Here is a 20,121-nt window from a genome sequence, read left to right on the forward strand (position 1 = left end):
GATCTATCGCGGGCCTCTGGCGAGCATCCACGCCGCCGCCCGTTCGCCCTCGGGGTCGCCGACGAGGCCGAAATCGCGCCTGATGGTCATGTGTGTGTCGGCGGGTGCGGGGACCACCTCGGCCTCTCCGCCCGCAGCCCGCAGAGCCTCCGCCAGGCGTCGGCTTTGCTGGGCGGACTCCTCACGGCGCGCGACGTGGAAGATCAGGAACGGCGGGTAGGCGCGGCCCGGCTGCACAAGCAGCGTGGGCGAAAGCTCGGCGCGGTTTTCGCCGAAGGCCTGCGCGTACATGCGCTCAACCATTCCGCTGTAAAGACCCGCGCTGCGGGGCTGGGTGGCGTCATATCCCGCTCCATCCAGAAGTATGACGCCCGCCAGGTCCGCCGGGGCCAACCCATGCGCTCCCAGATAGCGGGGGGCCACGGCCACGAGCGCGGCCAGGTGCGCGCCGGCCGAGTGTCCGATCAGCCAGACCTGGCGTCCGGGCGCGGCGGCCCTGAGGGCGGCGATCGCCGAGGCGATATCGGCCGCCATATCCGCCGGCGTAGCCTCCGGCGCGAGGCGATAGCCGGTGGAGGCTAACACCAGCCCATGGCGCGAAGCGAACTCCGGAAGGTTGCCGACGTGGGTTCTCGAGCCTTGGCTCCAGCCGCCGCCGTGTACGAACAGCAGGACCGGCCCCGAACCTTCGCCGTGCAACTGGAGCGACTGAAGGGGGTGCGGGCCGAAGGCGATGACACGGTCTGGCGGCGGTCCTGCCAGGCCCCGGCGGTCTTGCCCGCCGCGTTGACGCGCCACGGCGGGGCCGGCGGCGGCCACGAGGCTCAGACCTGTGACAAGGGATCGACGGGTGAGGCAGGCGGGCATGGGCTCGGTCTCCTGACGTCTTCCGCTTGAACGGCCGAGCCTGATATTTCCGTCGCTCACCAGGCGGCCGAGATCGGTCGGCCCATCAGCGCCTCCTCGATGCGCTCGCGGCTGCCGCGGTTGACCGTTTCCGGCAGGGCGTCGGGCTGAAACCAGCCGATGCGGGCGATCTCGCCGGAGGGCCTGAACGGCTCGGCCTCGAAAGCGTCGATGCGAAAGACCAGCACGTGGTCGCCGGGAAAGAAGGCCTCGTTGGCGTGGACGGACAAAAGGCGGGGCGGGGCCGTCACGATCACCCCGGCCTCTTCGCGTAGTTCGCGGATCACGGCGTCCTGGGCCGTCTCGCCCCGATCGATGCCCCCGCCTGGAAGCCACCAGCCGTGCAGATAGGTGTGCTCCACCAGCAGCACGCGGCCTTCGGCGTCCACCGCAAGACCACGCACGCCCAGAGTCTTGCCCCGGCTCAGGCGAGACCAGGCGAAGAACAGAGGGCGACTGTAAGGTTCGACGGCGCGGCGCCAGGTCATGACCGCATCCTTGCGCCTTGCGCGCGCGTTGGCAAAGCGGCGGACTTGAACCCCTCCGCCCCAGGCCCTAATCCGGGCCGTCCGTTTCAGGGAAAGCGCCATGCTCGCCATCGCCACCATCGCCGTCTTCATCGCCGTCATGTTCGGCCTGAATTTCTTCGAGTTCGGCCGCCTCGACTAATGGCCCCTGCCGCCCTGGTCACTGGCGGGGCGCGCCGCATCGGCCGCGCCATATGCGAGGCCCTGGCCGCTGACGGCTGGGACGTGGCCGTCCACTATCGCGGCTCGTCCACCGAGGCCGAGGCCCTCGTGCGTCAGCTGAGCAGCCAGGGCGTGCGCGCCCGCGCGGTTCAGGCGGATCTGGCTGGCGACGACGCGCCCGAGGCCCTGGTCGCCGCCGCAACAGAGGCCCTTGGGCCGCTTGGCCTCCTGGTCAACAACGTGTCGGTATTCGAGGACGACCGCTTCGGCGCCCTCGATCCTGCCGCCTGGGACCGGCATTTCGCCGTCAATCTGAAGGTGCCTGTGTTTCTTGCCCAGGCTTTCGCCGCTCAGGCCCTACCGGGCGCCAGCATCGTCAACGTGCTGGACCAGAGGGTTCTGCGGCCCAACCCCCAGTTCTTCTCCTACAGCCTGACCAAGGCCGCCCTCTGGCAGGCGACCCGCACCATGGCCCAGGCCCTGGCCCCCAGGGGTGTGCGGGTGAACGGCGTCGGGCCGGGACCGACCCTGCAATCCATCCACCAGGACGCCGCCGATTTCGCCCGTGAGGCCCAGGGCACGCTGTTGGGCCGCGCCGTAGAGCCGCGCCAGATCGCCGAGGCGGTCCTCTATCTCGCCGCCGCCGACGCCGTGACCGGGCAGATGATCGCCATCGATTCGGGCCAGCATCTGGGCTGGAAGACGCCCGACATCATCGAGGACGCATGAACACGCCTGACCGCATGACCGTCTTCGTGCGCGGCCTGACCCTGGCCGTCGGCATCGGCGTCTATGATCACGAGCGCGGCCGCGCCCAGCCGGTGGTCGTGGACGTGGAGCTGACGGTCGAGCCCCGCCTCGTCGACCGCCTGGCCGATACGCTGAACTATGAAACGGTCGTCCAGGCGGCGCGCCGCATCGCCGACGCGGGGCATGTGGATCTGGTCGAACAGTTCGCCCAGCGCCTCGGCGAGGCCTGTCTGGCCGATGGGCGGGTGATCTCGGCGCGCATCCGGGTCGAGAAGCCCGAGGCCCTGGCCGGCGCCGCCGCCTGTGGCTGCGAGATGGTCTTCAACCGCGGCGCGGTGTGATAGACCTTGGCCATGCGACCCGACCTCGATCCTGATCCGGCGGTGGATGACCAGCTGGAGCCTGACGCGGCTCTGGCCGAGGCCGTTGGCGATGATCAGGGGCCCGATCCGGATCCGGATCCGGAGCCCGTGCCCGAACCCGAGCAGATCCCCCAGCCGGCCGACCCGCTGCCCGAGCCTGAGCCGGCGCCCGATCTGGAGCCGGAGCCTATTGCTGACCCCGCGCCGGTCGAAGTGCCCACGCCCATGATCGAGGAGGGGGGCGACCCCTTCGACGATCATCTGATAGGGTTTTGCACGCCCGACAGCCTGGCCGGGCGGGCGATCAGCGCGCCGTTGCGGGAAGCGGAGCCCGCACCGGGCCCTGAGCCAGAGCCGACCCCGGAGGCCGTCCCGGTCCCGGCGATGATCGAAAGGCTGGAGGAGCGCGACATGGCCGCCATTCGCCTTGAGGACCACGAGCGCATCTGGCCGGCCCTGACCGTCTATGCCTGCATCATCGGCGCGCCCATGACCGTGGGCGCGAGCGCCCTGATCGGCCTCTATCTGGCCCACGTGAACCGGGGCGACGCGCCCGACTGGCTGGCCAGCCATATGCTGTTTCAGGTGCGCACCATCTGGATCGCGGTCGCCGTGGCCGTGATCGGCGGCGTCACGATCCTGATCGGCCTGGGCGTCTTCGTGCTGGCGGCCCTCGTGGTGTGGATGCTGCTGCGCGGCGTGACCGGAATCTGGCGCCTGCTGAGGGGCCAAAGCATCGTCAATCCGAACACCTTGCTCGTCTGACCCAAGGAGGCGTCCGCCATGACCCATGAGCCCTCTCGCAACGACCTTTTGGACGGCGCCGAGGAGCGGCCGCTGGCGACGGTGGTGTGGCTGCTCTATCTGCTGGCCATCCCCAGCGTGAACGTCCTGGCAGTGGTGGGCGTGATCCTGGCCTACACCCAGCGCAACCGGGCCACGGGCTGGGTGCGCACGCACCTTGACGCCCAGGTCGCCCTGTTCTGGAAGTGCCTGATCTGGATGATCGCCCTGACCATCCTGATCGCGCTCTCAGCCATCTTCTCGGTGATCCTGATCGGCATCCCGTTCCTGATCGTGTTCGCCATCGCCTGGGTGATCCTGCACGTCTATTTCACGGTGGTCAGCCTGCTGGGGCTGCTTCGCATCGTGCAGGGGCGTGCGGCCTGAGGCGGAGGCTGATCAGCCCTTGGGCCGGAACTTCTTGATGATGCCCGAGAAGGTCAGAAGCGTGCGGTCCTCGCAGGTGATCTGACCCCGGGCGAAAATCAGGCTGCCCCCCGCGCGCACGACCTGGCCCGAGGCCTCGATTAGGTCGCCCACGCGCCCGGCGTCGACGAAGGTGGAGTCGAGCTGCACCGTCACCCCGCGCATGCCCTCCATCTCCTGGTAGGCGATCTGGAACAGGGCGATGTCGGCGAAGGTCATCAGGCAGCCGCCGTGCATGCGGCCGCCCATGTTCATGTGCTTCTGCTGGGCGCGGAAGGCGCCGCGCGTAGAGCCGTCCTCCATCTGCTTGAAATAGAAGGGGCCGATCAGGGCGTCGAAGGTGTCGGTGGTGTCGAAACGGCGCCAGCCGGCGAACTCGCCTTCGGTCTCGACAACAATCCCAGGCATTTGGCGGCTCCAATTTCGCGCTGCGATGCAGCATATAGGCCCGATGACCGATCCAATCGAGAGCGCCATTCTTGAGCTGCTGGAGGCGCGAGAGCCCGGCAAGAGCATCTGCCCCACCGACGCGGCCAAGCGTCTGGAGCCGGACAACTGGCGGCGCATGATCCCCCGTGTGCGGGCCACCGCCGTGGGCATGATGCGTCAGGGCCGCCTGGTGATCCTGAAGAAGGGAAAGCCCGTCGATCCGGACGCCTTCAAGGGCGTGATCCGCCTGCGCCTCCCGTGAGGACCTTGGCGGCGGCCCTGCTGGCGCTCTGGCTGACGGCCTGTGCCGCTCCGGCCATACAGGCGCCCCTGAGCCCGCCGCCCGGCTTTACTGGACCCCGTCTGGGAGACCGGACGCTCGTCATGGACGACGGCGCGCGCCTGCCGCTGCAGACCTGGCTGCCGCCTGAGGGGCAGGAGCCCAGGGCCGTGATCGTCGCCCTGCACGGCATGAACGATCATGCGACGGCGTTTCACATGGCCGGCCCCGCCTGGGCCGAGCAGGGCGTGGCCGTCTTCGCCTATGATCAGCGGGGCTTCGGCGGCGCGCCGGGCCGTGGCGTCTGGGCCGGCGAGGCGCGCATGACCCATGACCTTCGCCTGGCCGTGGACCTGGCGCGCACCCGCTATCCCAATGCGCTGGTGGCGGTGGCCGGCGAGAGCATGGGCGGGGCGGTGGCCATTTCCGCCTTCGCCTCAGAGCGGCCGCCCGCCGCCGACGGCTTGATCTTGCTGGGGCCGGCCGTGTGGGGCTGGTCCAGCCAGCCGCCCTGGAACCGCGCCGCCCTGTGGGCCGCCGCCCGCCTGCTGGGACCCCGCGCGGTGGAGCCGCCCGAGGCGTTGGTCCGGGATATCCGCGCGACCGACAACCTGACCGAGCTGTACCGCATGGGCCGCGACCCGCAGATGATCTTCAGCACGCGGTTCGACACCCTTTATGGCCTGGTCTCGCTGATGGAGAGCGCCAGCGAGGGGCTCGCCCGGCTTCAGACGCCCACCCTCTACCTGTGGGGCGAGAACGACCAGATCATCACGCGCGAGCCGACCGAGCGCGCCCTGGCCGCCGCCAGCGGTTGCGTGCGGCTGATCCGCTATCGTGAAGGTTGGCACCTGCTGAACCGGGATCATCAGGCGAGCCGCGTGCACGCCGATGTCGTCGCCTACCTGCGCGCCCTAGACGATGGTGGAAAAGCGGCGCTCTGCGACGAAGGGCCTTAATCCCGCCCTTGCCCCGGCGTCAGGTCCGGCCTAAGTGGCGCCCACCAAAATCCGCCCCAGGGAGGCGATGCGTCCGACATGACCCTTTTCGATTCCCCCTCGTTCAAGAACCACGAGGGCGTGTTTTCCTTTTTTGACGAGAAGACGGGCCTGAAGGCGATCATCGCCGTTCACTCCACCTCGCGCGGTCCCGCCGTGGGCGGCTGCCGCATGTGGAACTACGGATCGTCGGCCGAGGCGCTGGAGGACGTCCTGCGTCTGTCGCGCGGCATGTCCTACAAGAACGCGGTCGCGGACCTGGAGATGGGCGGCGGCAAGTCGGTCATCATCGGCGACGCCCGCACCCAGAAGTCGCCGGAGCTGTTCCGCGCCTTCGGCCGCGCCATCGATACGCTGGGCGGCATCTATTACAGCGCCGAGGATGTGGGCGTGTCCGTCGAGGACATCATGTACGCCCGCGAGGAGACCGAATACGTGGTCGGCCTGTCCGGCGGCAAGGAAGCCTCGGGCGATCCCAGCCCCGTCACCGCCGAGGGCGTGTTCCGCTCGACCCTCGTGGCCGCCAAGCGCCTGTGGAAGCAGGACGACCTGAACGGCCTGACCATCGCTGTCCAGGGCTCTGCCGGGCACGTGGGCGCCTACCTGTCGGAAAAGCTGCACAAGGCCGGCGCCAGGCTGGTCATGACCGACATCAACGAGGCGGCACTGCGCCAGATCGCGGAGAAGACCAACGCCGAGGTGGTCGCGCCTGACGCCATCTATGACGTCCAGGCCGACATCTACGCTCCTTGCGCGCTGGGCGCGACGCTGAACGAGCAGACCCTGCCGCGCCTGAAGTGCAAGGCCGTGGTCGGCGCCGCCAACAACCAGCTGGCCACCCCCGAGATCGGCGAGCGCCTGTTCAAGGCCGGCGTGCTCTACGCGCCGGACTACGTGGTCAACGCCGGCGGCATCATCAACGTGGCCTCCGAAATGAAGGCCCGCCAGACGGGCGGCGCCTATGATCCGCAGTGGGTCGAGGGCAAGCTGGTCGGCCTGATGCAGACGGTGGACGAAATCTTCGCCCGCTCCGAGGCCGAGGGCCGCCCGACCCACGAGATCGCCGACTCCATCGCCGAGGCCCGCATCGCCGAAGGCCAGTGCCGGATCGGCCTGCGCCGCGAAGCCGCCTGAGCTGAATACGAACGGCCTTGGCGCCTTGCGCGCCGCTGTGACTAGATGGCCTCCGCTGATCGCCGGCGGAGGCCATTTTCATGCCCAGACCCATCCATTTCGAGATTCACGCGGGCGACCCGCAGCGGGCCATCGCCTTCTACGAGGCCGTGTTCGGATGGTCGTTCCAGAAGTGGGGAGATTTTCCCTACTGGCTGGTCAAGACCGGCGAGGGGGAGCCCGGCATTGACGGCGGTCTGGTCCAGCGCCAGGGACCGAACCCCGACCCAGCCGAGCCCCTGCCCGTGATCGGCTGCGTCTTCACGGTGGCCGTGGACGAGGTGGACCCCTTCGTGGAAAGGGCCCTGGCGGCGGGCGGCTCGGTCGCGCTGCCCAAGATGGCCATCAAGGGGGTGGGCTGGCTGGCCTACTGCAAGGACACCGAGGCCAACATCTTCGGCCTGATGGACGAGGACCCTAACGCGGCGTGAGCGCGGCTCCAGATCCTCCCCCCGAACGATGCAGCGCCGCCTCTTAAGTCCCCGTTTACCATGAGCCCGGCACTTTCTGCCTAGCGGGGCGGCGAGCCCCAAGTGTTTGCAGGGGCGGGCGTTCGTGGGTTCCTTCGGGGCGGCGTTGCAAAGGTTCGGCATCGGTCGCCTGGCGGCCCTGGCTGGGGTCGCGGCGGGTGTGGCCGCGGTGTTGGCGGCGGTCATGCTGCGCATGGGCGAGGAGCCCAACGCGCTGCTCTATGCCAATCTCGACCTGCGCGAGGCGGCGGACATCACCGCGGCCCTGGACCAGGGCGGAGTCAAGTACGAGAGCCGGGGCGACGGCTCGACCATCTTCGTGCCGCGCGATCAGGTGGGCACGGCCCGCCTCATGCTGGCCAGCCGGGGCCTCGTGACCTCGGGCAGCGTGGGCTACGAGATTTTCGACAACCAGTCGGTGCTGGGGCAGACCGAGTTCCAGCAGAACCTGAACGAGAAGCGCGCGCTCGAGGGCGAGCTGGCGCGCACCATCCTGTCCATGCGGGGCATCACGTCGGCCCGGGTGCACCTGGCGCTGCCGCAGCGGCGCGCGTTCCAGCAGGAGGCAGGCGAGCCCACCGCTTCGGTCGTGGTGGGCACCGGCGGCCGGGACCTGGGCGCCGACCAGGTGCGGGCCCTGCGCAACCTGATCGCCAGCGCCGTGCCGAACCTGCGCCCCGACAAGGTGACGGTGGTCGACGAAAACAACCGCACCCTGGCCGCCGGGTCCGAGGACGACAGCTTCGGCGCCGCCATGGCCGCCGACCGAAAGGCCGAGATCGAGGCCCAGCTGACCCAGCGCGTGCAGAGCATCGTCGAGGGCGTGGTGGGGGCCGGCAACGCCCGCGTCACCGTCACCGCCGACATCGACATGAGCCGCTCCACCCGCCAGGAGCAACGCTTCGATCCAGACGGCCAGGTGGTGCGCTCGACCTCCACCTCGGAGTCCACCTCGGAGGACAGCGAGTCCGGGACCCAGGGCGCGGCCACGGCCACGGCCAACATTCCCGGCGGCACCCAGGAGCAGGCCGGGTTCCTGGGCCCGTCCTCGCGCAGCGGCGACACGAACGAGATCACCAACTACGAAATCTCGAACACCACCACCACGACCGTCACCGAGCCGGGCCAGGTGCGCAAGCTGGCCGTGGCCGTGGCCGTCGACGGGGTCACCGCGCCCGGCCAGAACGGCCAGCCGGGCCAGTATCAGCCGCGATCCGAAGAGGACATGCAGCGCATCCGCGAGCTGGTGCAGGCCGCCGTCGGCATCGATGCGGAGCGCGGCGACCAGCTGCAGGTGCTGAACGTGCGCTTCGACCGCCAGACCGACGCGGTGGGCGGGACCGAGGCCACGTCCTCCATGTTCGATTTCGACAAGAACGACATCATGCGTGGCGTCGAGATGCTGGTGCTGGCGATCGTCGGCCTCTTGATGCTGTTCTTCTTCCTGCGCCCGATGCTGAAGGCCGTGACGACGCCCGGTTCGGGCGCGCCGATGCTGACGGCCGAGGGCCTGGCCCTGCCGGCGGCGGGCGGGGGCGCGGTCCAGGCCCTGCCCGGCGCGACGCAGCCCGGTCAGCTGGCCCTGCCGCCGTCGGAGGTGGAGCAGCGCCTCGACATCGCCCGCATCGAAGGGCAGGTGAAGGCCTCGTCCGTGCGCAAGGTGGCCGACTTCGTCGAAAGCCATCCGGAGGAGTCGGTCTCCATCCTGCGCGGCTGGGTGCATGAAAGCTGATGGCCCGGCTGGTTGGTAAAAAGCAGACGATCGACGACCCGAAGCGGCTGACCGGGCCGGAGAAGGCCGCCGTCATCCTGCTGGCGCTGGGCGAGGATCACGCCAAGCTGTGGGCCTCGCTGGACGAGGACGAGGTCAAGGAGATCTCCCAGGCCATGGCCAGCCTGGGCAGCGTCCAGGCCAGCGTGGTCGAGCAGCTGATGATCGAGTTCGTCTCGGGCGTCGGCGGCTCGGGTTCGGTCATGGGCAGTTTCGAGCAGACCCAGCGTCTGCTCACGGCCTTCATGCCGCAGGAACGCGTCGAAGCCCTGATGGAGGAGATCCGGGGTCCGGCCGGCCGCACCATGTGGGACAAGCTGGGCAACGTGAACGAGGCGGTGCTCGCCAACTACCTGAAGAACGAATATCCCCAGACGGTCGCGGTGGTCCTGTCCAAGATCAAGCCGGACCACGCCAGCCGGGTGCTGTCGGCCCTGCCCGAGGACTTCGCCCTGGAGTGCGTGCAGCGCATGCTGCGCATGGAGCCGGTGCAGCGCGAAATCCTCGACAAGATCGAGCAGACCCTGCGCACCGAATTCATGTCGAACCTGGCGCGCACGTCCAAGCGCGACAGCCACGAGATGATGGCGGAGATCTTCAACAACTTCGACCGCCAGACCGAGAGCCGCTTCATCGCCGCCCTGGAGGAGCGCAATCGCGAGTCCGCCGAGCGCATCCGCGCCCTGATGTTCGTCTTCGAGGACCTGTCCAAGCTGGACCCCGGCGGGGTGCAGACCCTGTTGCGGGCGGTGGAGAAGGACCAGTTGGCCCTGGCGCTGAAGGGCGCCTCGGACAGCCTTCGCGAGATGTTCTTCTCCAACATGAGCGAGCGCGCCTCGAAGATCATGCGCGAGGACATGGAGAGCATGGGCCCGGTCCGCCTGAAGGACGTGGATCAGGCCCAGATGGCCATGGTCCAGGTGGCCAAGGACCTGGCCGCCAAGGGCGAGATCATGCTGGCCGGGCAGGGGGGCGATGATGAACTCATCTACTGAAGCCGTCCGCCCGTTCGCGTTTACCGAGGACTTCGGCGAGAGCGCCGGTCCGACCCGCATCCGCCGCGCCTACACCGCCGCCGAGGCCGAAAGCCTGATCGCCCAGGCCGCCGCCGAGGCCGAGCGGCGCCAGCGCGCCTCGGACGAGGGGCGCGCCGCCCAGGCCCTGGCCGACATCGCCGCCGCCACGCAGGCGGGGCTGGCCCGGATGGATCAGGCGCTGGACGCCCTTCGCCGCGAGGCCGCCGAGCTGGCGGTCGAGGCCGGGCGGGTGCTGTCAGGCGGGGCCCTGGAGCAGTTTCCCGAAGCGCCCGTCAAGGCGGCGCTGGACGCCCTGCACGACGAGTTGACGGCCATGCCGCGCCTGATCGTCCATGTCTCCGCCGACGCACTGGAGCGGACCGCCCCGGTGATCGAGCAGGCGGCTGACGAGGCGGGCCTTTCCGGCCGCATCGTGGTGCGGCCCGACGCCGGTCTGGCCGGGGCCGCCTTCACCTTTGAGTGGCCGGACGGCCGCGCCGCCTTCGACCCGGCCGAGGCCGCCGAGAGGGTGCGCGAGGCCGTGGCCGCCGCCCTGGCCGTCAAGGCCGGACCGATTACCCATGGAGACGCCTGATGGCTTCCGACAGCGACATCCCCCTGGAGGAGTTCGAGCCCGGCACCGCTCTGGCGCCGCTGGACGACGCGTCGGAGGCCGCCGAGAAGACGGCCGCCGATCTGCAGCCCGTGTTCGACGTGCCGGTGAACATCTCCGCCGTGCTGGGCAAGTCTCACATCTCGGTGGCCCAACTGCTCAAGCTGGGGCGCGGCAGCGTGCTGGAGCTGGACCGCAAGGTCGGCGAGGCCATCGACATCTTCGTGAACAACCGGCTGGTGGCCCGCGGCGAGGTGGTCGTCGTCGAGGACCGGCTGGGCGTGACCATGACTGAAATCATCAAGACCGAGGACACGGCGGCCTGAGGGCGGCCCTGTAACGAATAGGGAGTTCAACCATGCGGCTTCTGGTCGTCGGACGTCTGAGCGGACAGCTCGCCGTCGCCGTGAAGATGGCGATGAGCCAGGGCGCCAAGGTCCAGCACGTGGAGCGCGAGGAGCAGGCCACCGAGGCCCTGCGGCGCGGCCAGGGGGCTGACCTGCTGCTGGTGGACTGCGGGCTCGACATTGCCGGGCTGATCGCCGCCAACAAGGCCGAGCGCATCCACGTGCCGGTGGTCGCCTGCGGGGTCGACGTCGGGCCGGACGAGGCCGCCGCCGCGATCCGGGCCGGGGCCAAGGAGTTCATCCCCCTGCCGCCTGAGGCGGACCTGATCGCCGCCGTGCTGGCCGCCGTCGCCGACGACGAGCGGCCCATGGTGACCAAGGATCCGGCCATGCAGGGCGTGCTGCGCCTGGCCGACCAGGTGGCGCGCTCGGAAGCCTCGATCCTGATCACCGGCGAAAGCGGCGTCGGCAAGGAGGTGATGGCGCGCTACGTTCACGCCAAGTCGCGCCGCGCCGACCGGCCCTTCATCAGCGTCAACTGCGCCGCCATTCCCGAGAACCTGCTGGAGAGCGAGCTGTTCGGCCACGAGAAGGGCGCCTTCACCGGCGCCGTGGCCCGCCGCATCGGCAAGTTCGAGGAGGCCGACGGCGGCACCCTGCTGCTGGACGAAATCTCGGAGATGGACGCCCGGCTGCAGGCCAAGCTGCTGCGCGCCCTGCAGGAGCGGGTCATCGACCGGGTCGGCGGCGCCAAGCCGGTCAAGGTGGACATCCGCGTCATCGCCACCTCGAACCGCGACCTGGCCCAGGCCGTGCGCGAGGGCGTGTTCCGCGAGGACCTGCTCTACCGCCTGAACGTCGTGAACCTGCGCCTGCCGTCCTTGCGCGAGCGCCCGGCGGACGTCGCGGTGCTGGCCGAACACTTCGCCAAGAAATACGCGGCCGCCAACGGGGTGCCGGAGCGGCCCTTCTCGGCCGAGGCCTCGGCCCTGCTGCGCACCTACGCCTGGCCGGGCAATGTGCGCGAACTGGAGAACGCCATCCACCGCGCCGTGCTGCTGGCGGACGGGCCCGAGATCGGCGTCGAGGCCGTGCGCATGCCCGACGGGCGCACCCTGTCGCCCAGCCTGGACCAGGGCGCCGCGGCCCGCGCCGTGCAGGCGGCGGACGCGGTGACGCGCAACTTCGTCGGTCAGACCGTGGCCCAGATGGAGCAGGCGCTGATCCTCGACACGCTGGGACACTGCTTCGGCAACCGCACCCATGCGGCCAACATCCTGGGCATCTCGATCCGGACGCTGCGCAACAAGCTGAACGAGTACGCGGCCCAGGGCGTGGCCATCCCCGCGCCCCAGTCCGGCGCCGCCACGGCGGCCTGACGAATCATGGCCGGGCTCGACCGCAGAAGCGTCCTGACCGCGCTGGGCACCGTAGGTTTGCTAGGCTGTTCGCGGCGCGAGAGCCCGGTGGCGGCTCCGACGGTCCAGGTCTTCGACCTGTCGGATATGGAGGCGGCGCACGGCGGCCGGCTCGGCTTCGCGGCGCGCGACACCGCCACGGGTCGGACCCTGGTGTGGAGAGGCGAGGAGCGGTTCGTCTACTGTTCCACTTTCAAGGCCTATCTGGCGGCCGCGACTCTGATACCCATCCAGAATGGACTGGAACGCCTGGACCGCCGCATCCCCATCAGCGCTGAGGACCTGGTCTATCACGCGCCGGTCACCGGACCGGCGGTCGGCTCCAGCCTGAGCGTCGAAGATCTGATGAAGGGGACGGTCGAGGTCAGCGACAATCCGGCGGCGAACCTGCTGCTGAACGCCATGGGCGGGCTTGAGCCCATGCGGGCCTTCTACCGGTCGCTCGGCGACGAGACGACGCGGGTGGACCGCTTCGAGCCCCAGATGAACCGGCTGGACGGGGACAAGGACACCATCCTGCCGCTCCAGTCGCTGGAGAACCTGCAGCGCCTGTTCGTCTCGGACGAGACCCCGCTCTCGCCGCAGTCCAAGGATCTGCTGCTGCAGTGGATGTTCGACAGCCCCACGGGCGCGGGCCGCCTCAAGGCCGGCGTCCCCGACGGCTGGCGCGTGGCGCACAAGACCGGCACCGGCGGCTATGGTCCGACCAACGACATCGGCCTGCTCTACCCGCCTGCCGGCGCGCCCATAGTGGCGGCGGCCTACTACCACGCGGAGACCGACGCCCCGGCCAACGATGCGGTGATCGCCGAAGCGACCCGCCGGGCGCTGGAGGCTTTGGGGCATGGCTGACGCGGGCGCGCGCAATCCGGCCCAGCCCATGCCCACCGCCCGCGAGATGTGGGGCTGGCTGGCCCGGGGCGAGGTGGCCCTGGCGCTGGGCGTCATCCTCATCGTCCTGTTGCTGGTGGTGCCCATACCCAAGGCGCTGCTGGACCTGCTGCTGGCGGTGTCGATCACCAGCTCGGTGCTGATCCTGATGACGGCCCTGCTGATCAAACGGCCGCTCGATTTCGCCGTCTTCCCCACCGTGCTGCTGGTGGCGACCCTGTTCCGGCTGGGCCTGAACCTGGCCTCGACGCGCCTGATCCTCAGCCACGGTCAGGAGGGCCCGGAAAGCGCCGGCCAGATCATCCAGGCCTTCGGCGAGCTGATGATGGGCGGCAGCTTCATCATCGGGGTGATCGTCTTCATCATCCTGCTGGTGGTGAACTTCGTGGTCATCACCAAGGGCTCGACCCGCATCGCCGAGGTCAGCGCCCGCTTCAGCCTGGACTCCATGCCGGGCAAGCAGATGGCCATCGACGCGGACCTGTCCGCCGGCCTGATCGACGAGGACACCGCCAAGCGCCGCCGCAAGGAGCTGGAGCAGGAGAGCACCTTCTTCGGCGCCATGGACGGCGCCTCCAAGTTCGTGCGCGGCGACGCCGTAGCGGGCCTGATCATCACCGCCATCAACGCCATCGGCGGCATCATCATCGGGGTGGTCCAGCACGATCTGGCCATGTCCGAGGCGGCCAACAACTACGTGCTGCTGACCATCGGCGACGGCCTGGTGACCCAGGTGCCGGCCCTGGTCGTCTCGATCGCCGCGGGCTTCCTGGTGTCGAAGGCGGGCGTCGACGGCTCTGCGGACAAGGCGCTGGTGGCGCAGCTGGCGGGCAATCCGGTCAGCCTGGGCATGGTCTCGGCGGCCTCGGGCCTGATCGGCCTGGCGCCCGGCATGCCGCTGTTGCCCTTCGCCGCCATCTCGCTGGGCGCGGGGGTGCTGGCCTGGAAGCTGGGGCGCAAGCGCAACGAGCCCGAGCCGGTCATCGACGCCCACCCGCAGGGCGAGCCCAGCGAGGAGCCCATCTCGACCGCCCTGGCCATCGACGACGTGAAGATCGAGCTGGGCATCGGCCTTCTGGGCCTGATCAATGACCTGGAGGGGCGGCGCCTGACGGATCAGATCCGCGCCCTGCGCCGTTCGCTGGCCCAGGAGTTCGGCTTCGTCATGCCGCCGGTGCGCATCCTCGACAACATGCGCCTGCCCAGCCAGGGCTATGCCGTGCGCGTCAAGGAGATGGAGGCCGGTCAGGGCGAGGTGCGCCTGGGCGCCCTCATGGCCATGGACCCCATGGGCCGGCAGGTGGAGCTGCCCGGCGAGCACATGAAAGAGCCGGCCTTCGGGCTTCCGGCCACCTGGATCGACGAGTCCCTGCGCGAGGAGGCGGCCTTCCGCGGCTACACCATCGTCGATCCCGCCACGGTCCTGACCACGCACCTGACCGAGATCCTCAAGGACAACATGGCCGACCTGCTGTCCTACGCCGAGGTGCAGAAGCTGCTGAAGGAGCTTCAGGGCGAGCAGAAGAAGCTGGTCGACGAGCTGATCCCGACGGTGGTCAGCGCCACGACCCTGCAACGCGTGCTGCAGGCCCTGCTACGCGAGCGGGTGTCGATCCGCGACCTGCCGACCATCCTTGAGGGCCTTGCCGAGGCGGCGCCGCACACCACCAGCGTGGTGCAGCTGGTCGAACACGCCCGCGCGCGCCTGGCCAAGCAGCTGTGCTGGCAGCACCGCGCCCCCGACGGCGCCCTGCCCATCGTCACCCTGTCGCCGGAGTGGGAGCAGGCCTTCGCCGACGCCCTGGTCGGCCAGGGCGAAGACAAGCAGCTGGCCATGCCGCCCTCGCGCCTGCAGGAGTTCATCCGCTCGGTGCGCGACACCTTCGAGCGCGTCGCCCAGTCGGGCGAGGCGGCGGTGTTGCTGACCGGCCCGGCGACGCGGCCCTATGTGCGCTCCATCATCGAGCGTTTCCGCGGTCAGACCGTGGTGATGAGCCAGAACGAGATCCACGCCCGCGCCCACCTGCGGACAGTCGGCTCCATCTAGATTTTCGTGCAAGCTGAACCATTCGGGGCTCGGCGCGTTCAGGGCGCGGCGGAGGGGAAAGCTTGAGCCGACTGTCAGAGACCTTGGGATTCCTGAGGACGCCCACCTTCGGGCGGACTGTGTTCATCCTGCTGTCCTCGGCCTTCAGCCTGCTGGCGCTGACGGGGCTGATGTCGCTGTGGATCAGCGGCCGCATCAATGAGCTGAACGAGCGGGTCGAGCACACCTTCGAGGTGCGCGCCGAGGTCCAGGGGATGGTAGGCGCGCTCGCCGACGCCGAGACCTATCAGCGCGGCCACCTTCTGACCGGCCAGCTGGATGCCGTGCGCGACTATGAGGCGGCGCGCCGCGAGGCCCTGGAACGCTTTGAACGCCTCGAGCGGCTGGTGGCCGACAATCCGGAGCAGCAGGCGCGGCTGTCCGAACTGGAGCCGGTGCTCCAACTGAGGTTCTCCATCCTCGACCGGACCCTGGCGGCGGCGCGGGCGGGCCGGGGTGATGAAGCCATTCGCATCATCCGGGGCGGCGAGGGTCTGCGCGCCATGGAGCGGCTGCGCTCCGACCTGGCTCTCGTGGATGAGACGGAGGCCGAACTGCTGGGGGACCGGCGGGCGCTGACACGCGAGTCGGATCTGCTGAACCTGGCGGTGAATCTCATCGGCACGGCTCTGATCTTCGCCCTGGGCTTCGCCAGCCTGTGGCTGCTGCGCCGCTATCTGATCGAGTTGCAGAACTCCCGCGCCGAGATCGCAGAGATCAACCGGGGGCTGGAGGCCACGGTCAAGGAACGCACGGCGGACCTCATCGCCGCCAACGAAGAGGTGCAGAAGTTCGCCTACATCGTCAGCCACGACCTGCGCGCGCCGCTGGTGAACGTCACTGGCTACACCAGCGAACTGGCCACGGCCGCCAAGGCGCTGACCCGCCAGATGGATACGGTGAAGGACAAGGCGCCCGAGTTGCTGGACGCTGACGCCGTCCTGGCCATCGAGGAGGATGTGCCCGAGGCCCTGGGCTTCATCCGCACCTCCACCGAAAAGATGGACCGGCTGATCAACGCCATCCTCAAGCTATCGCGCGAGGGGCGGCGCACGCCCCAGCCCCAGTGGCTGGACATGACCGAGCTGCTGCGCGGCATCGCCGACAGCGTGCAGCATCAGGTGTCTGAGGCCGAGGGGGAGATCGCCGTCGATCGTCTGCCCCGGCTGGAGAGCGACCGGCTCTTCATCGAGCAGATCTTCGGCAATCTGGTCGACAACGCCCTGAAGTACCGCGATCCCCAAAGGCCGCCGCGCATCTCGATCCGCGGCCGCGACGAGCCGGGCGGCTGGACCGTCTACGAGGTGGAGGACAACGGGCGCGGCGTCTCCGAGGCCGACCGCGAGCGGGTGTTCGAGCTGTTCCGCCGGGCCGGCAAGCAGGACAAACCCGGCGAGGGGCTGGGCCTGGCCTTCGTGCGTCAGAGCGTGCGGCGCCTGGGCGGCTCCATCGAACTGGATTCAGAACTTGGAAAGGGCTCGACTTTCAGGCTCAAATTTCCGAAACGCCTGAGCGCCGTCACGTCCGAGGAGGACAGCCGATGACCCATCCCGTGACCATCGTCATGGTCGAGGACGACCACGGCCACGCCAATCTGATCGAAAAGAACATCCGGCGCGCCAACATCAACAACGAGATCCGCCACTTCGCCGACGGATCGTCTGCGCTGGAGTATTTCGAGTCCGAGGAAGTGCGGGGCAACGGGCCCCTGCTGGTCCTGCTGGACCTGAACCTGCCGGATATGCAGGGCACGGACATCTTGGCCAGGATCAAGGCCGACGAGCGCCTGCGCCGCGCGCCGGTGGTGGTGCTGACCACCACGGACGACAAGGTCGAGATCCAGCGCTGCTACGACCTGGGCTGCAACGTCTACATCACCAAGCCGGTCGACTATGAGGCCTTCGCCAGCGCCATTCGCCAGCTGGGCCTGTTCCTGTCGGTCATGCAGGCGCCGGAGATCTGATGCATCGGCCGATCCGGCTGCTCTATGTCGATGACGATCCGGGCCTCTCTCGCCTCGTCCAGAAAGACCTGCAGCGGCACAACTTCGTCGTCGAGATCGCCGCCGACGGCGAGGCGGGCCTGGAGCGCCTGAAGGCCGAGCCGCCGCGCGCCTTCGACGCCGTGGCCCTGGACCACTACATGCCGGGCCGCGAGGGCCTGGACGTGCTGCCCGAAATCCTGGCCCTGCCGGACGCCCCGCCGGTGGTCTATGTCACCGGCTCTCAGGAAAGCCGCATCGCCGTGGCGGCCCTGCGCGCCGGGGCGGCGGACTATGTGGTCAAGGACGCCGGGTCGGACTTTCCCGCCCTGCTGCGTTCGGCGCTTGAGGACGCGGTCATGCGCGACCGCCTGCGCCGCGCCAACGAACAGGCCCAGGAGGAAATCCGCCTGGCCAAGGACCGCGCCGAGGCCATGCTGCGCGAGGTCAATCACCGCGTCGGCAACTCGCTGCAGCTGGTGTCCAGCTTTATCGCCCTGCAGTCGCGCCACCTGTCCGACCCGGCGGCGCGCGAGGCGCTGAAGGACGCCCAGTCGCGCATCGAGGCCGTGGCCCATGTGCACCGGCGGCTCTACACCTCGGCCGATGTGGCCCGCGTGGCGCTGGACGGTTATCTGATGGGCCTTCTGGAGGAGCTGGAGCAGTCCGTGGCCGCCGGGGCCATCGACATCCGGCTTGAGGCCGAACCGTTGATGGTCTCGACCGACCAGGCCGTGTCGCTGGGCGTCATCGTCACCGAGCTGGTCACCAATGCCATCAAGTACGCCTATCCCGAGGCGGGCGGCGAAATCCGGGTGAGGCTGGAGGCGCGGGATGGCCGCGCCCTGCTGACCGTCGAGGACGACGGCCCCGGCATGGGCGACGCCACGCCCAAGGGCACGGGCCTGGGTCAAAAGATCATCACCGCCATGGCGGGCAGCCTGCGCTCGAAGCTGGACTTCGATCCTGAGCACCGGGGCGTGCGCGCCCAGCTGGCCTTCGACCTGTAGCGATCATGGATGCGCCCGCCGTCATTCTGGACCGGCCGCAACTGGCCGAGAACATCGGCTCGGCGGCGCGCATCATGGCCAACTTCGGCCTGACCGACCTGCGCCTGGTCAGCCCGCGCGACGGCTGGCCCCAGGAGCGGGCCTGGGCCACCGCTTCGGGAGCGAACTGGCCGCTGGATGGGGCGCGCGTGTTTGACACGGTGGCCGACGCCATAGCCGACCTGAAGGTGGTGCTGGCGACGACCGCCCGCCCGCGCGAGACCAACCTGCCTGTCGAGACGCCGCGCCAGGCCTCGGCCCGGCTGCGCGCCGCGATCGCCGACGGCCTGGCGTGCGGCCTGCTGTTCGGCGCGGAGCGCGCGGGCCTGGAGACCCAGGACATCGCCCTGTGCCAGGGCATCGTCACCATACCCATCGATCCGAAGTTCCACTCGCTGAACCTGGCCCAGGCCGTGGCCATCAACGGCTATGAGTGGTGGACGGGCCGCGCCGACGCGCCGCCGGACAAGTTCCGCGAGGGGCCGCCGCCGGCCGATCAGGCGTCCATGATGGGCCTATATGGGCATCTGGAGGATGAGCTGGAGGCCGCCGGCTTCTTCTTCCCGCCCGAGAACAAGCCGTCCATGGTCCGGAACCTGCGCGTGGCCTTGGGCCGGGCGGGCTTCACCGACCAGGAGGTGCGCACCCTGCGGGGGGTCGTCACAGCCCTGTCGAAGGGACGCGGCAAGGTGCTGGAGCGGCTGGCGCGCAAGAAGGCCGACCCCTCGGGCTGACCTCGATCTTGACGCCCAAGGCCCTAGCCGCCATAAGCGCGCCTTCGCGCCCGGGGCCCTGCCCGTCGGGGTGCGAAGCCATGACGGATGATGCGTGTACCGCCGTTGAGATCGCCGCTCCAATCGGGGAGCAGCCGGGCCGCATCGAGAAGAGAGTGACAGATGTCCAAGCGCCATAGCGCCAAGTACAAGCTCGACCGGGCCATGGGTGAAAACCTGTGGGGTCGCGCCAAGTCCCCCGTCAACAAGCGGTCCTACGGCCCCGGCCAGCACGGCCAGCGCCGCAAGTCCAAGGTCTCTGACTTCGGCCTGCAGCTGAAGGCCAAGCAGAAGCTGAAGGGCTACTACGGCAACATCACCGAGAAGCAGTTCGTCCGCGTCTATGCCGAGGCCTCGCGCCGCAAGGGCAACACCTCGGAGAACCTGATCGGCCTGCTGGAAAGCCGCCTGGACGCCGTCGTCTACCGCGCCAAGTTCGTGCCCACCCCCTGGGCCGCGCGCCAGTTCGTCAACCACGGCCACGTCACCGTGAACGGCAAGAAGGTCAACATCGCCTCCTACCGCGTAAAGCCCGGCGATGTGGTCGAGGTGAAGGAAAAGTCCCGCAACATGGCTCTGGTGCTGGAAGCCATGCAGTCGGGTGAGCGCGACGTGCCCGACTATCTGGAGCAGGGCGACCGCGGCTTCTCCGTGCGTTACGTGCGCATCCCGGAACTGGCCGAAGTGCCGTATCCGGTGAAGATGGAGCCGAACCTGGTCGTGGAATACTACGCCTCGTAAGCTGCGTTACCGCTCGCAACGCGGTTGCTCGCTGTTTGAGCGCCGAACTATCGAAGGCCCCGGAGCGATCCGGGGCCTTTTTTCTGCGTGCCGAAGCCCCCTCACCCCCACGCGGGGAGGACGAGGGATCACGCCTTCTTCTCCTCCCCTGCGAAGCGGGGGAGGGGCG

23 protein-coding genes are annotated in these 20,121 nt (G+C 69.2%); 20 read left to right on the top strand and 3 right to left on the bottom strand.

Annotation, left to right across the window (positions count from 1 at the left end; genetic code table 11):
- Window positions 1-3: 3 nt before the first annotated feature.
- On the bottom strand, window positions 4-867 hold the full coding sequence (locus Q0812_RS01820) for an alpha/beta hydrolase (protein ID WP_302108588.1): 864 nt from the start codon (window positions 865-867) through the stop codon (window positions 4-6).
- A 56-nt stretch (window positions 868-923) separates the two neighbouring features.
- Window positions 924-1,394 (bottom strand): NUDIX domain-containing protein, encoded by a 471-nt coding sequence (locus Q0812_RS01825; protein ID WP_302108589.1) that lies wholly within the window; start codon window positions 1,392-1,394, stop codon window positions 924-926.
- Between the two features lie 180 nt (window positions 1,395-1,574).
- On the opposite strand from Q0812_RS01825, the gene Q0812_RS01830 reads away from it, so the two are divergent.
- Genes Q0812_RS01830 through Q0812_RS01845 form a run of 4 tightly spaced genes read left to right on the top strand, consistent with a single transcriptional unit; the run spans window position 1,575 to window position 3,877 of the window.
- Window positions 1,575-2,324 (top strand): SDR family oxidoreductase, encoded by a 750-nt coding sequence (locus Q0812_RS01830; protein WP_302108590.1) that lies wholly within the window; start codon window positions 1,575-1,577, stop codon window positions 2,322-2,324.
- Window positions 2,321-2,686, top strand: coding sequence for a dihydroneopterin aldolase (gene folB, locus Q0812_RS01835; RefSeq protein WP_302108591.1), 366 nt, complete (start codon window positions 2,321-2,323; stop codon window positions 2,684-2,686). Before Q0812_RS01830 ends, folB begins: the two co-directional genes overlap by 4 nt.
- Window positions 2,687-2,698: 12 nt before the next feature.
- Complete coding sequence (locus tag Q0812_RS01840) at window positions 2,699-3,472, top strand: hypothetical protein (protein WP_302108592.1); 774 nt, start codon at window positions 2,699-2,701, stop codon at window positions 3,470-3,472.
- An 18-nt stretch (window positions 3,473-3,490) separates the two neighbouring features.
- Complete coding sequence (locus tag Q0812_RS01845; RefSeq protein WP_302108593.1) at window positions 3,491-3,877, top strand: hypothetical protein; 387 nt, start codon at window positions 3,491-3,493, stop codon at window positions 3,875-3,877.
- A 12-nt stretch (window positions 3,878-3,889) separates the two neighbouring features.
- Here the strand turns inward: Q0812_RS01845 and Q0812_RS01850 are convergent, their stop codons facing one another.
- Entirely contained in the window at window positions 3,890-4,324 is a 435-nt protein-coding gene (locus tag Q0812_RS01850; protein ID WP_302108594.1) for a PaaI family thioesterase, read from the bottom strand.
- A gap of 43 nt (window positions 4,325-4,367) precedes the next feature.
- Between Q0812_RS01850 and Q0812_RS01855 the strand changes: the two genes are divergently transcribed.
- The 16 genes from Q0812_RS01855 (at window position 4,368) to rpsD (ending at window position 19,952) form a co-directional block, all read left to right on the top strand.
- Entirely contained in the window at window positions 4,368-4,607 is a 240-nt protein-coding gene (locus Q0812_RS01855; protein WP_302108595.1) for a DUF3253 domain-containing protein, read from the top strand.
- Window positions 4,604-5,584: an alpha/beta fold hydrolase gene (locus tag Q0812_RS01860; protein ID WP_302108596.1), complete on the top strand. Its 981-nt coding sequence runs from the start codon at window positions 4,604-4,606 to the stop codon at window positions 5,582-5,584. Before Q0812_RS01855 ends, Q0812_RS01860 begins: the two co-directional genes overlap by 4 nt.
- Before the next feature lie 78 nt (window positions 5,585-5,662).
- Window positions 5,663-6,757 (top strand): Glu/Leu/Phe/Val family dehydrogenase, encoded by a 1,095-nt coding sequence (locus Q0812_RS01865; protein ID WP_302108597.1) that lies wholly within the window; start codon window positions 5,663-5,665, stop codon window positions 6,755-6,757.
- An 80-nt stretch (window positions 6,758-6,837) separates the two neighbouring features.
- Window positions 6,838-7,227 carry a VOC family protein gene (locus Q0812_RS01870; protein WP_302108598.1) on the top strand — a complete coding sequence of 130 codons (390 nt, stop codon included), beginning with the start codon at window positions 6,838-6,840 and terminating at the stop codon, window positions 7,225-7,227.
- A 124-nt stretch (window positions 7,228-7,351) separates the two neighbouring features.
- On the top strand, window positions 7,352-8,998 hold the full coding sequence (gene fliF / locus Q0812_RS01875; protein WP_302108599.1) for a flagellar basal-body MS-ring/collar protein FliF: 1,647 nt from the start codon (window positions 7,352-7,354) through the stop codon (window positions 8,996-8,998).
- Entirely contained in the window at window positions 8,998-10,032 is a 1,035-nt protein-coding gene (gene fliG, locus Q0812_RS01880) for a flagellar motor switch protein FliG (protein WP_302108600.1), read from the top strand. The genes fliF and fliG overlap by 1 nt, the downstream gene beginning before the upstream one ends.
- Window positions 10,016-10,648: a FliH/SctL family protein gene (locus Q0812_RS01885; RefSeq protein ID WP_302108601.1), complete on the top strand. Its 633-nt coding sequence runs from the start codon at window positions 10,016-10,018 to the stop codon at window positions 10,646-10,648. The genes fliG and Q0812_RS01885 overlap by 17 nt, the downstream gene beginning before the upstream one ends.
- Entirely contained in the window at window positions 10,648-10,992 is a 345-nt protein-coding gene (fliN, locus tag Q0812_RS01890) for a flagellar motor switch protein FliN (RefSeq protein WP_302108602.1), read from the top strand. The genes Q0812_RS01885 and fliN overlap by 1 nt, the downstream gene beginning before the upstream one ends.
- A 32-nt stretch (window positions 10,993-11,024) precedes the next feature.
- A complete protein-coding gene (gene flbD, locus Q0812_RS01895) occupies window positions 11,025-12,392 on the top strand; it encodes a sigma-54-dependent transcriptional regulator FlbD (protein ID WP_302108603.1) in 1,368 nt (455 codons plus the stop codon).
- A 6-nt stretch (window positions 12,393-12,398) separates the two neighbouring features.
- Window positions 12,399-13,283: a class A beta-lactamase gene (gene bla, locus Q0812_RS01900; RefSeq protein ID WP_302108604.1), complete on the top strand. Its 885-nt coding sequence runs from the start codon at window positions 12,399-12,401 to the stop codon at window positions 13,281-13,283.
- Window positions 13,276-15,369 (top strand): flagellar biosynthesis protein FlhA, encoded by a 2,094-nt coding sequence (gene flhA, locus Q0812_RS01905; RefSeq protein ID WP_302108605.1) that lies wholly within the window; start codon window positions 13,276-13,278, stop codon window positions 15,367-15,369. Before bla ends, flhA begins: the two co-directional genes overlap by 8 nt.
- Window positions 15,370-15,431: 62 nt before the next feature.
- The gene (locus Q0812_RS01910) at window positions 15,432-16,952 is read left to right on the top strand and encodes a sensor histidine kinase (protein WP_302108606.1); all 1,521 of its coding nucleotides are present in this window, start codon (window positions 15,432-15,434) and stop codon (window positions 16,950-16,952) included.
- The gene (locus Q0812_RS01915) at window positions 16,949-17,371 is read left to right on the top strand and encodes a response regulator (RefSeq protein ID WP_302108607.1); all 423 of its coding nucleotides are present in this window, start codon (window positions 16,949-16,951) and stop codon (window positions 17,369-17,371) included. Before Q0812_RS01910 ends, Q0812_RS01915 begins: the two co-directional genes overlap by 4 nt.
- Window positions 17,371-18,399, top strand: a complete 1,029-nt coding sequence (locus Q0812_RS01920; RefSeq protein WP_302108608.1) for a sensor histidine kinase — start codon at window positions 17,371-17,373, stop codon at window positions 18,397-18,399. Before Q0812_RS01915 ends, Q0812_RS01920 begins: the two co-directional genes overlap by 1 nt.
- 5 nt (window positions 18,400-18,404) lie before the next feature.
- Window positions 18,405-19,172 carry an RNA methyltransferase gene (locus Q0812_RS01925; protein ID WP_302108609.1) on the top strand — a complete coding sequence of 256 codons (768 nt, stop codon included), beginning with the start codon at window positions 18,405-18,407 and terminating at the stop codon, window positions 19,170-19,172.
- Between the two features lie 162 nt (window positions 19,173-19,334).
- Window positions 19,335-19,952, top strand: coding sequence for a 30S ribosomal protein S4 (gene rpsD / locus Q0812_RS01930; RefSeq protein WP_302108610.1), 618 nt, complete (start codon window positions 19,335-19,337; stop codon window positions 19,950-19,952).
- The last annotated feature ends 169 nt before the right edge of the window (window positions 19,953-20,121 follow it).

Origin of the sequence: Peiella sedimenti, assembly GCF_030504955.1 — a bacterium.
Classification (GTDB): domain Bacteria; phylum Pseudomonadota; class Alphaproteobacteria; order Caulobacterales; family Caulobacteraceae; genus Brevundimonas; species Brevundimonas sedimenti.